This window comes from Aquabacterium sp. (genome assembly GCF_014378415.1).
Lineage (GTDB): Bacteria > Pseudomonadota > Gammaproteobacteria > Burkholderiales > Burkholderiaceae_C > Aquabacterium.
In genome coordinates this window covers 25,259-38,029 of the sequence record NZ_JACMNS010000053.1, presented here as the reverse complement: position 1 = coordinate 38,029, position 12,771 = coordinate 25,259, and the positions used below count along the sequence as shown (strand labels likewise).

The following is a 12,771-nucleotide window of genomic DNA, read 5'->3' as shown; positions in this document are numbered from 1 at the left end:
GGTACACCCCGTCCACACCGCTGGTGGTCAGCAGGTCGCCCTGCTGAACGTCCGAATTGCTGCCCATGAAGCGCAACTCCAGCCCGCCACCGGATGCGCTTGGCTCGCCATAGGCCACGCTACGCGCGCCGGTACGGGTGTTGAGCACCGGTATGGCCAGATCGCGGTCTGTGACCAGCGTGACTTCACTGACAAAGGGAAGCACGCGGGTCACCTGCCCCAGCACGCCCGACTCATCCAGCACCGGCGAGCCCAGGTCAACCCCTTGGGCCAGCCCCTTGTCAATGATGATTTTGCGGGTGTAGGGGTCGGGCGCGTCGTACAGCACCTGCGCCGTCATGCCGGTGATGGCCGCCTGCTCGCGCAAACCCATCAGCTTTCTCAGCCGCGAGTTTTCCAGCGAAAGTTGCTCCACTTGGCCGGCCCGCATGGACTGGACGGCGAGCTTTTTTCGAGCTTCATCTTCACCGGCGCGCGCCTGACCGACGCCCGTGAAATACCCGCCTGCGCCTCGCAGGGCAAGCACCGGCTGCAGCGCCACCCACTGCACCGGGAACAACACTGTTGCAACCGCAGAACGAATGGGCTGGATGATCTTGAACCGCGTGTCGGCCACCATTAAAAACAGGGCCAACGCGCTGAAAAACACCAGCTTGGACAACGCCGAAGGCCCCTGCTTGAAGAAAGGGGGCGGGGTTCTGTCAAGTGTTCCTAAGGGCATGGAGTGCTGACAAACTTGCCACCGACACCGGTCTGACGAGAAACCGTGCAGACCGTCATAGGTACCCGGCGGTACCGTCTTACTCGGACGTGAAGATCGAACCCATGCGGTCCATGCGCTCCAGCGCAATCCCGCAGCCGCGCACCACGCAGGTCAGCGGGTCTTCGGCCACCAGCACCGGCAGGCCGGTTTCTTCAGCCAGCAGGCGGTCCAGGTCGCGCAGCAAGGCGCCACCGCCGGTCAGCATCATGCCGCGCTCGGCGATGTCGGCGCCCAACTCAGGGGGCGTCTGCTCCAGCGCGTTCTTGACGGCCGACACGATCTGGTTGAGCGGATCGGTCAAAGCCTCAAGGATCTCGTTGGACGAGATGGTGAAGCTGCGGGGCACGCCTTCCGACAGGTTGCGGCCCTTGACTTCCATTTCCTTGACCTCGGAGCCAGGAAAGGCGCTGCCGATGCTTTTCTTGATGGCCTCAGCCGTGGGCTCGCCGATCAGCATGCCGTAATTGCGGCGGATGTAGTTGATGATGTGCTCATCGAACTTGTCGCCGCCGACGCGGACGCTGCCCTTGTAGACCATGCCGCCCAGCGAGATCACGCCGACCTCGGTGGTGCCGCCGCCGATGTCAACCACCATGGAGCCAGAGGCCTCAGACACCGGCAAACCGGCACCAATGGCCGCGGCCATGGGCTCTTCGATCAGGTAGACCTCTGAGGCGCCCGCGCCAAGGGCCGATTCGCGGATGGCGCGACGCTCGACCTGGGTGGAGCCGCAGGGCACGCAGATGATGATGCGGGGCGACGGCTTCAAAACCGAGCGCGGATGCACCATTTTGATGAACTGCTTGAGCATTTGCTCGGTGACGGTGAAGTCGGCGATCACGCCGTCTTTCATCGGGCGGATGGCCTCGATGTTGCCAGGCACCTTGCCCAACATGGCCTTGGCCTCGGTGCCAACAGCCTGGATGGTTTTCTTGCCATTGGGCCCGCCCTCGTGGCGGATGGCCACCACCGAGGGTTCGTCCAGCACGATGCCTTTGTCACGCACGAAAATCAGCGTGTTGGCGGTGCCCAGGTCAATGGCCAGGTCGGTGGAGAAATACTTGCGAAACATTCCGTACATGCGACAACTCTCCGGCTAGCCTCATCAGGTGAAGGACCACCCGCCGTGCCGCATGACCGCACGCGCCGAATCGCCCAAAACCCGAGAAAAGCCTTATGTGCAAATTTTGCAAACAAGATAAGTCACGCGGCGACACAGCACCGGCGACCCTCAAAAATGGTGTTCAACCCACCACAGCAACATGCCCAATTGTTGTGCATTCACCATTGATGGATAACCTAGGATAATACCCCAAGCCCCGGTGAAATCTCCCTGGGCACCGCCTTTGCTACCCTTGGATGGAACCCATGGCCCTGACCCCCGCTGACGTCAGCCGGATTGCCCAACTCGCGCGCCTGGATCTGCGCAGCGAGGAGCAAACCGCCATGCTGACCCAATTGAATGATTTTTTCGCCATCGTCGAGAAAATGCGCGCCGTGGACACCTCTGGCGTGGCGCCCCTGTACACCCCCCTGTCGGCCATCGAAGACGTGACCTTGCGCCTGCGCGAAGATGCCGTCAGCGAATCGAACGACCGCGACGCCAACATGCGCAACGCCCCCGCGCAAGAAAACGGCCTGTTCCTGGTGCCCAAGGTGATCGAATGAGCGCACAGTCTTTACATGATTTAACACTGGCGCAGTCCGGCCAGCAGTTGGCCGCCGGCCAAACCACCAGCGTTGACCTGACCCGCCACGCCTTAGCCCGCATTGCCGCGCACAGTGGTTTGGGCGCTTTCCTACACGTGGATGCCGATGGCGCGCTGGCGCAAGCCGCCGCCGCCGACGCGCGCCGCGCTGCTGGCCAGGCCCTGGGCCCGCTGGACGGCATCCCGATCGCGCACAAAGACATTTTTGTGACAAAGGACCTGCCCACCACCGCTGCGTCCAAGATCCTGCAAGGCTATGTCAGCCCGTTTGATGCCACGGTGGTGGCCAAGCTGAAGGCCGCTGGCACGGTGACCTTGGGCAAGCTCAACTGCGATGAGTTCGCCATGGGCGGCGCCAACGAGAACTCGGCCTACCAGTTGGCGCGCAACCCCTGGGCCACCGACCGCATCCCGGGCGGCTCGTCCGGCGGCTCGGCCGTGGCCGTCTCGGCACGCCTGGTGGCGGGCGCCACCGGCACCGACACTGGCGGCTCAATCCGCCAGCCGGCGGCGCTGACCGGCATCACCGGCATCAAGCCCACGTATGGGCGCTGTTCACGCTACGGCATGATCGCTTTCGCCTCGTCGCTGGACCAGGCCGGCCCGATGGCCCGCACCGCCGAAGACTGCGCGCTGATGTTGCAAGCGATGAGCGGCTTCGACGAGCGCGATGCCACCAGCGCACAGCAAAGCGTGCCTGACTTTGTGGGTGGCTTGAAAGCCCCGCGCGCTGGCGCCACGGCCGAGCAGCCTTTGAAAGGCCTGCGCGTGGGCGTGCCGAAAGAGTTCTTTGGTGAAGGCGTGGCCGCGGGCGTGCTCGACGCCACCAAGCAAGCGTTGGCGCAACTGCAGGCCCTGGGCGCCAGCCTGGTCGACGTCAGCCTGCCACGCACCGAGCTGTCCATCCCGGTGTACTACATCATCGCCCCCGCCGAGGCCTCGTCCAACCTGAGCCGCTTCGATGGCGTCAAGTTTGGGCACCGCGCCAAGCAGTACACCGACCTGGCCGACATGTACCGCAAGACCCGCGCCGAAGGCTTCGGCCCCGAGGTCAAGCGCCGAATCATGATCGGTGCCTATGTGCTGTCGCATGGCTATTACGACGCTTACTACCTGCAGGCGCAAAAGCTGCGCCGCATGATCGCCGATGACTTCCAGTCAGCCTTCAAACAGTGCGACGTGATCGCCGGGCCGGTGTCGCCCAACGTGGCGCGCCCCATCGCGGCCAACGGTGGCGCCCAGGCCGACCCGCTGGCCGAGTACCTGGCCGACATCTTCACGCTGCCCGCTTCACTGGCCGGCCTGCCCGGCATGAGCGTGCCCGCAGGCTTCGGCGAACACGGCTTGCCCGTGGGCCTGCAATTGATTGGCAACTACTGGCAAGAAGGCACTTTGCTGCACACGGCCCACGCCTTCCAGCACACCACCGACTGGCACCAACACCTGCCCACGAGCTTGAGATGAGCACCACCCCCGCGTCACCGCATGACATGACCATTCGCCACCTGGACATCGACTTGAGCCAGGGCTTTGAGGCGCACTGGAACGGGGGCGATGCCTACCGTTCGCAGGTGTTCAACGCCCTGTCATTCATGTTCCCGGTGGGTGAGCAGTTCTTCATCGACGCGGTGCGCCATTTCCTGCCCGAGGTCGAGCGCCAGGGCAACGCGGCATTGGCCAAAGACATCAAGCTGTTCGCCGGCCAGGAGGCCACGCACCGACACCTGCACCAGCAGTACAACGACCACCTGCTGGCCCTGGGCTACGACGCCTGGGTGGAGCGCACGCTCCAGCGTGTCATGCACCTCACGCGCAACGCGCCGCCCAAGTTCAAGCTGGCGATCACGGTGGCGTATGAGCACTTCACCGCCTTGCTGGGCGATGGCCTGCTGCGCCACGCCAGTTGGTCCGAGCGCATGACACCGATGATGCGCGCCCTGTGGCAATGGCACGCGGCCGAAGAATCCGAGCACAAGGCCGTGGCCATGGACACCTACAACGCCGTGGGCGGTGGCTACCTGATGCGCGTGTCGCTCTTCCTGCTGATCTCGATCGAGTTCAACATCTGGGTGGCCATCCAGACAGCCAAGATGCTGCGCCGCGACGGCATGCTCTTCAAGTGGTCCACCCACCGCAGCGCGCTGGGCTTCTGGTTGGGCCGAGATGGCGTGGCTTGGCACACGCTGCCCCATTGGCTCGCCTATTTCAAGCCCCACTTCCATCCCTGGCAACACAACAACCTGGCACTGCTTGAGCGCTGGCGGCAACAAAACGCCCAGACTTACCGCGCGGTCGCCGCTCGCCCCTGAACCCCATTCTTCACGCTGAACGCCCCATGACCCCACCTGCCCTCATCCGCGGTTACGAAGTCGTCATCGGCCTGGAAACCCACGCCCAGCTGTCGACGCAATCCAAGATCTTCTCGGGGGCCTCCACCGAGTTTGGCGCCGCCCCCAACACCCAGGCTTGCCCGGTGGACCTGGCCCTGCCCGGCACGTTGCCCGTGATGAACCGTGGCGCTGTGGACCGCGCCATCGCCTTTGGCCTGGCCGTGGGCGCCACCGTGGCCCCGCGCTCCATCTTTGCGCGCAAGAACTACTTCTACCCCGACCTGCCCAAGGGCTACCAGATCAGCCAGTACGAGATCCCGGTGGTGCAAGGCGGCTCGGTGCGCTTCTTCGTGGGTGATGTCGAGCACACGGTGCAACTGACACGCGCCCACCTGGAAGAAGACGCGGGCAAGTCATTGCACGATGACTTCGTGGGCTTCAATGGCGAGAAGTCGAGTGGCATCGATTTGAACCGCGCGGGCACGCCGCTGCTGGAGATCGTGACCGAGCCCGACATGCGCTCCAGCATCGAAGCGGCCGAGTACGCACGTGCCCTGCACGCCCTGGTGGTGTGGCTGGGCATCTGCGATGGCAACATGCAAGAGGGCTCTTTCCGCTGCGACGCCAACGTGTCGGTGCGCAAGCCCGGCGCGCCGTTTGGTACGCGCCGCGAGATCAAGAACCTGAACAGCTTCAAGTTCATCCAGCAGGCGGTGGACTACGAGATCCAGTGGCAGATCGACGAGATCGAAGATGGCCGCAGCATCCAGCAAGCCACTGTCTTGTTCAACGCTGACACGGGCCAGACGCGCGCCATGCGCAGCAAGGAAGACGCGCACGACTACCGCTACTTCCCCGATCCTGATCTGCCCCCGCTGGTGATCGCGCCGGAGTGGATCGAGCGTGTGCGCGGCGAGATGCCGGAGTTGCCGAAAGCGATGGCGGCGCGTTTTCAGGCCGACTATGGCTTGCCCGCGTATGACGCGGCGCTGATGACGCAGTCCAAGGCCGTGGGCACTTTCTTTGAGTCCGCCGCCAAGGCTTGTGGTCAGCCCAAGCTGGTGTCCAACTGGGTCATGGGCGAAATCTCGCGCCGCTTGAATGCGGCCGAACAGACCATTGAGGCCAGCCCCGTCACTGCCGAGTTGCTGGCCGCGCTCATTGCTCGCATTGCCGATGGCACCATGGCCAACAACGGGGCCAAGCAGGTGTTTGAGGCGCTGTGGATTGAACCTCGCATGACGAATGCCCCTGCACCGCTGTCGCGCATCGACGCCATCATCGACAACCTAGGCCTCAAGCAAATGAGCGACACCGGCGAGCTGGAAAAGATCCTGGACGACGTGCTGGCCGCCAACGCCAAGTCGGTAGAGGAATTCCGCGCCGGCAAGGAGAAAGCCTTCAATGCGCTGGTGGGTCAGGCCATGAAAGCCACCAAAGGCAAGGCCAACCCGGCCACGGTGAACGAACTGCTGAAAAAGAAGCTCGAAGGCTGATGGTCAGCGCGGCGCCGAGGCAGGCGCCGCCGCCTGTGAACCCAGCGGTGCGCCGGCCCACAGGCGCCGCAAGCGCGCCAGCTCGGCGTCGTACAGGGCGTTGATGCGCACCATTTCGGCCTTCTGGTTCACGATGATGTCGCGCTGAGCCTGCTGCGTGGCCTCGTTGTCTTCGATGCGCGAGCGCAGCTTCAAAGGCATCTGCTTGCCCTTGAAGAACTCGGCCTCGGTCATCAGGCCCTTGCGGTCGGTCTGCAATTCGGCCACGCGCTTTTCAGAGATGGCGATGGCCTTGCGCAGGTCGTCCAGCGCCGCCACGCGGCCTTTGTTGTGCGCAGCCTCGTTGGGAAAGCGCATCATCAGATTGCGGTCGCGGCGCACGGCGTCCTTGCGGGCGGCGTCTTGCGTGGCTTTCTGGCGTTGCTGCTCCTCGTAGACGGCCTGTTCTTCGGCGGTCATGCGCGGGGGCACGGTCTGGCGGTGCGAGCCGTCTTTGTTGAGCACGCGCTGCTCGCGGTCCAGGCACTCCTGGATGGGGCGATCGGACGTGAGTTTGTGGCCCTTGCCGTCTTCGCACGAGTAGATGGCTGGCGCCGCCGATGCCGAGCTCGTGCACAGCATCGCGGCCGCGCTCAGGACTGTGCTCAGGGCTGTGCTCAGCAGGGCCGCGCCCCGCCACGATGTCCGCGTCAAGCGGATGTCAGCAACCCGCATCACGCCATGCCTTTGCGGCTGCTTGCCGCTGTCGATTTTTGGGTTCGGTCTGATCCAGGCCCATTTGCCCCTTCAACACCTGGCAGAGGTTGGCCAGGGCCCCAGGCCCCTTGGACGACATGCAATCGGCTTCGACCCCCTGGCGAACCTCCAGGGACGAGCCACGTCGGTTGAACACATCGGCGATCAGGCGGCGATCATCGTCAGAGTTGGCGGCTGCCAGTTGGACTTCGGCGGTCTTGCCCGATTCCTTGGCCCACACGACCTGCTTGGCGCGGTTGCCCAGGGCCGCGCATTCGGCGTCCACCTTGAGCGTGGCGACTGGCGCTGCGGTTGTAGCGGCCGTCGAATTCGGGGTCGGCGAAGACACCCCGGGCGCCTGATCCCGGGCCACGCCGCTGCTGTTGATCACCTTGGCGGGCTGGCCCGCGTCACAGGGGCGGTCCTGGTAGGAGCTTCCGCAGCGGAACATGGTGCCGCCCGCGAATACCGGCGAGCACAAGCTGCTCGCCAAAGAGGCCAGCCAGAACAGATGTTGCACAGATCGTTGCATGGGTTGAATGAGAGTCTTGTGGCGCCGCCTCAGACCCCGTAGCGCTGGCGATAGGCTGCCACGGCAGGATGGAATGAGACCAGCGCCGGGTCCGATTGATGACTCAGATATTGCAACAGGTCGGCCAGACTCGCAATGGAAACAACCGGCAGTTGGTAGTGCTGTTCGACCTGCTGTACGGCACTTTCCGGACATTCCTCACCATTCAGGGTAGCTTTTTCCTGGCGATCGAGCGCGATGGTGACGCCGCAGGGCGTGGCGCCGGCCTTGGCGATCAGCTCGATGGACTCGCGCACCGAGGTGCCGGCCGAGATCACGTCGTCGATGATCAGCACGCGGCCCTTGACGGGTGCGCCCACCAGGGTGCCGCCCTCGCCGTGGTCTTTGGCTTCCTTGCGGTTGTAGGCAAACGGCACGCTCTTGCCCAGGCGCGCCAATTCAATGGACACGGCGGCGGCCAGGGTGATGCCTTTGTAGGCCGGACCGAACAGCATGTCGAACTGCAGGCCGGAGTCGACCAGCCGCTGTGCATAGAATTGCGCCAGGCGGCCCAGCTTGGCGCCGTCGTCAAACAGGCCGGCGTTGAAGAAATAGGGCGACAGCCGCCCGGCCTTGGTTTTGAATTCCCCAAACCGCAACACCTGCGATTGAACCGCGAAGGCCACGAAATCCTGGGCCAGCGCGCTGTTGGAGGGGGTGTTGCTCATGATGAAAGTACCTTGTGTTTCGACTCGTCTCACTCAACCTGAATGGCATCCGGTCTGCCGCCAACAAGGGCCTGATCCCGTGGGCTGAAGAGCTCTCGGCTGATTGTATGGGCGTGCAAGAGCTCAAGGCCCAAGCCGCCGACCTGACCCCCACCTTGTCGGCCATGGCGGGCATGCGGGGTTACTTTCACCATGCCGAGAAAAAAGGCTACTCGGGCGTGGGCCTGTACAGCAAACATGAGCCGTCCGACGTGCTGATCGGGCTGGGCACGCACGACACCACCACCGAATTCGACGCCGAGGGCCGCTGGGTGGAGGTGCGTTTCGACAAGCCCGGGCGCAAGCTGTCGCTGATCAGTTGCTACTTCCCCAGCGGCTCCAGCTCGGACGAGCGCCAGCAGGCCAAGTTTCGCTTTCTGGGGATGATCGCACCGCACCTGGCGCGCCTGAAGGCCGAGCGCGAATACATCCTGGTGGGCGACGTCAACATCGCCCACCACGAAAAGGACCTGAAGAACTGGAAGGGCAACCTCAAGAACAGCGGCTTTTTGCCCGAAGAGCGTGCCTGGATGACGACCTTGCTGGACCCCACCGTGGGCATCGGCCTGGTCGATGTGTACCGCCAGTTGCACCCCGAGACCACCGACGAGTGCTACACGTGGTGGAGCAACCGGGGGCAAGCGCGGGCCAAGAATGTGGGGTGGCGGATTGACTATCAGTTGGCGACGCCTGGGCTGGCTGCTGCCGCGCGCCACGCCAGCGTGTTCAAGGAGCAGTGGTTCAGCGACCATGCGCCTTTGACGGTGGACTACGACTTCAGTTTATAAGCGCGCTTGGGTCCGGCGACTGCAACCGGCCCCATCAGCCACCGCTGGCCACGAGCAGCTTCCTGGCATCTCATGCAAACGCTGGTCGTGACGATCAGCTCGTCCCTCAGCGCAACCCGAAGAAGCCAAGCACGAAAAGTACGATGACGACGGCACCGACGACCCAGACGATTTGGTTCATGACGAAAGTCCTTTGCGACGCGGGTTAGGGGTAAGCGAGGCAGGCCGGCGCACATCGGCATGGCCCCGCTTACACTAATCTAGGCCTTGTCGGGCAGTTGGTCTGTGCGCTGGCGAACGGTCACAGTCAATGGCCATCGCCCACGGCAGGCTTAGGCCTACAAGGGGCAATGGTTCTCGGACAATGCAACTTGATCTTGGAAAACGATTTCAAGCTCTGACGTCGGGGCCCCAGGCGGATGGCTCGACCACGGCAAGGGCCTGGAACGCGGGCCGGGCGAACAAGTAGCCTTGCATCAGCCGAATCCCGGCATCGTGGAGGAAATCTCGCTCGTTGGCCGTTTCAATGCCTTCGGCGATGACCCGAACCCCCAGGTCGTGACACATGCGCACCAGGCTGCGGACAATGGTCTGCCGTGCCGGGCTGGCATCAATGTTCCTCACCAGCGCCATGTCGAGCTTGATCAGGTCGGGTTGAAAATCGGCCAGCAAGGTCAAGCCCGCGTATCCCGCACCGAAATCATCGATCGCGGTCATGAAGCCGCAGCGTTTGTACTCGCGCAGGATCTGGGCAAACCAGGGGCCGTCCTCCACCCGCTCACCCTCGGTCACCTCGAAAATGATTGCATCGACCGGAAATCCATGCGTGCGCGCCGCTTCCAGCGTGGTGCGGATGCACAGCTCAGGCTTGTAAATGGCATTGGGCAAAAAATTGATGGAAATGCGCTGCTGCATGCCCAGCCGTTTGGCACCCTTGATCGCCTTGACCCGGCAAGCCTGGTCGAATCTGTAGCGGTTTTGCTCAGTGACCTGGGACAAAACCGTCATGGCCCCCTCCCCACCGGGGCCGCGCACCAGCGCCTCGTGGGCAAAGACATCACGGCGATCCAAGTCGACAATGGGCTGGAAGGCGTAGTCAAAATCGAACCCGACACGCTCGGCCTTGCCGCAGTCGCTGCAGTCTTTCGGGGTACCGGACAGCGGGATGAAGCCAGCAGGAAAAGAAGGGTTGCCCATGGTGATGATTGTGGCTGCCGGGATGGTGGTCACATGAGCTTGAAAACCCGAACGACTTCCGACAAACGGGCCGCCTGCTGCTTGAGGCTTTCAGCAGCGGCGGCACTTTCCTCGACCAGGGCCGCATTTTGCTGAGTGGACTGATCAAGCTGGCTCACCGCATCACTGACCTGCCCAATCCCGCTGGTCTGCTCGATGGTGGAGGCGCTGATCTCACCGATCAAGTCGGACACACGCCGAACTTGGGCCACGATGTCGTCCATGGTCACACCCGCATCCTCGACCAGCCGTGAGCCGACTTCGACCTTTTCCACACTGGCGCCAATGAGCGACTTGATTTCCTTGGCCGCCTCGGCGCTTCGCTGCGCCAGACTCCGAACTTCGCTGGCCACCACGGCAAAGCCGCGGCCCTGCTCACCCGCGCGGGCCGCCTCGACGGCCGCATTCAAGGCGAGGATGTTGGTCTGAAAAGCGATGCCATCGATGACCCCGATGATGTCGACAATCTTCTTGGAGCTTGCGGCGATGTCGTCCATGGTGGAGACCACTTGATGGACCACCTGACCGCCCTTTTCAGCGGCTGCACTGGCGGATGTGGCCAGCTGAGTGGCTTGGCGCGCGGTGTCGGCGTTGGTCTTCACGCTGGCATTCATCTGCGCCATCGAAGCCGAAGTCTGCTGCAGGTTGGAAGCTTGCTGTTCGGTGCGCTGCGACAACTCAGAATTGCCCACGGCAATTTCTGACGACCCTGTGGCGATCGAGTCGGAGGCCTCCCGCACCTGCCCCACCACCTGCGCCAGACTGGCCTGCATCACCCCCAAGGACGCCAGCACGCTGTCGACCGGTGCCTGCGCGGCGCCGGGCACGGGATGAAGGTCACCGGCCGATACTCGTCTGGCGGCATTGCCCAAGGCTTCTGGCTCGGCCCCCAACTGCCTGACGATGCTCCGTGAGATGGCCCATGCCAAGCCCACGCCACAGGCCAGCGCGATAGCCAGTGCGGTCAGCATCACGGCCAGAAAGCCCGCGGCCTGATCCAGGGCCACCTTGTTTTGTATCTGAATGCGCGACTCTTCAAAATCGATCAGCTTGTTGATGGCACCCAGCCACTGCACGTACTGCGGCTTGGCCTGAGACCACAGCAAGCCTTGCGCGCCCGCATCACCCTTGTCCACCATCTCGGTGATCGACTTCGTCGTCGCCACGGCTTGCGCCTCAATGTCCTTGATGGCCCCATAGAGTTGCTTCAGCTCGACCGAATCTTCGGCCGTTCCAATCAGCTGTTCCAAAGGGCCGGCTGATTGGGCATAGAACCCCGCCAACCTCTCGATGGCCGCCACCTCTTTTTGCCGGTCGGCAGGGGAGGTGCTCAGCACCACATCGCGAATGGCAATCGAGCGGTCATGCGCCGAACCTCGGAAGTTGATGGCGAAGCGTTGAATCGAGGCATGTTCTTCGCTGTTGACACGCAGTGCCGCGTTAATCGCATTGACCTTGAGAATGGCAACCCCGGTGACCGCCACGAGAATCGTCAACACCAAGCCGAAACCGACATACAAGCGCTTGCCAATCGTCATCTGATTGAAGTTCATGCCATTTCCCGGGTAGAGATTGAATGTAGGGCACACCGGCTGATGGAGTTTCATCGACCATGAAGGCCCAACTTATTTTCGGCAGGAAGCACCGCGACTTGAGGCACATTTAGTACCACTTGGCGACAGCCGGTGTGGCAGCACTGGCACGCAACGAACGCATCTACAAAACGTAGAATTTCTCGGATCACGCGCCGCTCACGGTGGACTACGAATTCAATCTCAGACACGTCGTGCAGAGTCAATCAAGGTCCCCGAAGATGCGCGCCAGCAGACTTGGCCGCTGAACTGCGCCCGTCGAGGATCAGCGTCTTGGTGATCGCGGAGCCGCCGGGCATGGCGGCGTGAACAGCACCCCACCCGGCCAGACTCAACCTGAATTTCGACAACTAATGAAACATCATCAGTTTCATGAAACGTGCAAGCCGCCTATCGACCGTCTTGCACGCCCTGCTGCACATGGCCGAGCGGGACGGACCAGTCACCTCTGAAGCATTGGCCCAATGCCTGGGCACCAACCCCGTCGTCGTCCGGCGCACGATGGGCCATCTGCGAGTAACTGGCCTCGTCTCGTCCGATCGCGGGCACGCGGGCGGTTGGCGCCTCCAGGCCGACCTTGGTTCGATCACTCTGCGCCACTTGCACGAATCGCTGGGCGAGCCAGCCATGTTTGCCGTCAGCAACCGCAACGAAACAACGGGGTGCCTAGTCGAGCAATCCGTGAATGCCGCGCTAGGGGGTACGTTGGCCGAAGCCGAAGCGCTGCTGCTCCAGCGGTTCTCGGAAATTACGCTAGCCGACCTGGCCGCCGACTTCGCGCGCCGGCATGCAGCACGACACAAAAGTAGTTGACCGGCCCTGCGACGTCATCGCCATCGGTGGG

13 protein-coding genes are annotated in these 12,771 nt (G+C 63.1%); 6 read left to right on the top strand and 7 right to left on the bottom strand.

Going from position 1 to position 12,771, the window contains the following annotated elements:
• Together mreC and H7225_RS05550 are read right to left on the bottom strand one after the other, a co-directional pair.
• Nucleotides 1-721 (bottom strand): rod shape-determining protein MreC (gene mreC / locus H7225_RS05555; protein WP_290659790.1); only part of this gene is annotated, 721 nt, incomplete at its 3' end.
• 79 nt (nt 722-800) lie between these two features.
• A complete protein-coding gene (locus tag H7225_RS05550) occupies nt 801-1,844 on the bottom strand; it encodes a rod shape-determining protein (RefSeq protein WP_290659789.1) in 1,044 nt (347 codons plus the stop codon).
• A gap of 287 nt (nt 1,845-2,131) precedes the next feature.
• Here H7225_RS05550 and gatC point away from each other — a divergent pair, with 287 nt between their 5' ends.
• Genes gatC through gatB form a run of 4 tightly spaced genes read left to right on the top strand, consistent with a single transcriptional unit; the run spans nt 2,132 to nt 6,298 of the window.
• Nucleotides 2,132-2,431, top strand: coding sequence for an Asp-tRNA(Asn)/Glu-tRNA(Gln) amidotransferase subunit GatC (gene gatC, locus H7225_RS05545; RefSeq protein ID WP_290659788.1), 300 nt, complete (start codon nt 2,132-2,134; stop codon nt 2,429-2,431).
• A complete protein-coding gene (gene gatA / locus H7225_RS05540) occupies nt 2,428-3,936 on the top strand; it encodes an Asp-tRNA(Asn)/Glu-tRNA(Gln) amidotransferase subunit GatA (protein ID WP_290659787.1) in 1,509 nt (502 codons plus the stop codon). The genes gatC and gatA overlap by 4 nt, the downstream gene beginning before the upstream one ends.
• Nucleotides 3,933-4,781, top strand: a complete 849-nt coding sequence (locus H7225_RS05535; protein ID WP_290659786.1) for a metal-dependent hydrolase — start codon at nt 3,933-3,935, stop codon at nt 4,779-4,781. The genes gatA and H7225_RS05535 overlap by 4 nt, the downstream gene beginning before the upstream one ends.
• 26 nt (nt 4,782-4,807) lie before the next feature.
• On the top strand, nt 4,808-6,298 hold the full coding sequence (gene gatB, locus H7225_RS05530; protein ID WP_290659785.1) for an Asp-tRNA(Asn)/Glu-tRNA(Gln) amidotransferase subunit GatB: 1,491 nt from the start codon (nt 4,808-4,810) through the stop codon (nt 6,296-6,298).
• Between the two features lie 3 nt (nt 6,299-6,301).
• On the opposite strand, the gene H7225_RS05525 is transcribed toward gatB, so the two are convergent.
• The 3 genes from H7225_RS05525 to pyrE are packed head-to-tail and all read right to left on the bottom strand — an operon-like array spanning nt 6,302 to nt 8,272.
• Nucleotides 6,302-7,012 carry a DUF4124 domain-containing protein gene (locus H7225_RS05525; protein WP_290659784.1) on the bottom strand — a complete coding sequence of 237 codons (711 nt, stop codon included), beginning with the start codon at nt 7,010-7,012 and terminating at the stop codon, nt 6,302-6,304.
• The gene (locus H7225_RS05520; RefSeq protein ID WP_290659783.1) at nt 6,999-7,565 is read right to left on the bottom strand and encodes a hypothetical protein; all 567 of its coding nucleotides are present in this window, start codon (nt 7,563-7,565) and stop codon (nt 6,999-7,001) included. Before H7225_RS05520 ends, H7225_RS05525 begins: the two co-directional genes overlap by 14 nt.
• 29 nt (nt 7,566-7,594) lie before the next feature.
• On the bottom strand, nt 7,595-8,272 hold the full coding sequence (gene pyrE / locus H7225_RS05515) for an orotate phosphoribosyltransferase (protein ID WP_290659782.1): 678 nt from the start codon (nt 8,270-8,272) through the stop codon (nt 7,595-7,597).
• A gap of 14 nt (nt 8,273-8,286) precedes the next feature.
• Here pyrE and H7225_RS05510 point away from each other — a divergent pair, with 14 nt between their 5' ends.
• Nucleotides 8,287-9,099: an exodeoxyribonuclease III gene (locus H7225_RS05510; RefSeq protein WP_290659781.1), complete on the top strand. Its 813-nt coding sequence runs from the start codon at nt 8,287-8,289 to the stop codon at nt 9,097-9,099.
• Nucleotides 9,100-9,489: 390 nt separating this feature from the next.
• On the opposite strand, the gene H7225_RS05505 is transcribed toward H7225_RS05510, so the two are convergent.
• Together H7225_RS05505 and H7225_RS05500 are read right to left on the bottom strand one after the other, a co-directional pair.
• On the bottom strand, nt 9,490-10,296 hold the full coding sequence (locus H7225_RS05505) for an EAL domain-containing protein (RefSeq protein ID WP_290659780.1): 807 nt from the start codon (nt 10,294-10,296) through the stop codon (nt 9,490-9,492).
• A gap of 29 nt (nt 10,297-10,325) precedes the next feature.
• Nucleotides 10,326-11,888 carry a methyl-accepting chemotaxis protein gene (locus H7225_RS05500; RefSeq protein ID WP_290659779.1) on the bottom strand — a complete coding sequence of 521 codons (1,563 nt, stop codon included), beginning with the start codon at nt 11,886-11,888 and terminating at the stop codon, nt 10,326-10,328.
• 411 nt (nt 11,889-12,299) lie between these two features.
• Between H7225_RS05500 and H7225_RS05495 the strand changes: the two genes are divergently transcribed.
• Complete coding sequence (locus tag H7225_RS05495) at nt 12,300-12,740, top strand: Rrf2 family transcriptional regulator (protein ID WP_290659778.1); 441 nt, start codon at nt 12,300-12,302, stop codon at nt 12,738-12,740.
• Nucleotides 12,741-12,771: the final 31 nt, after the last annotated feature.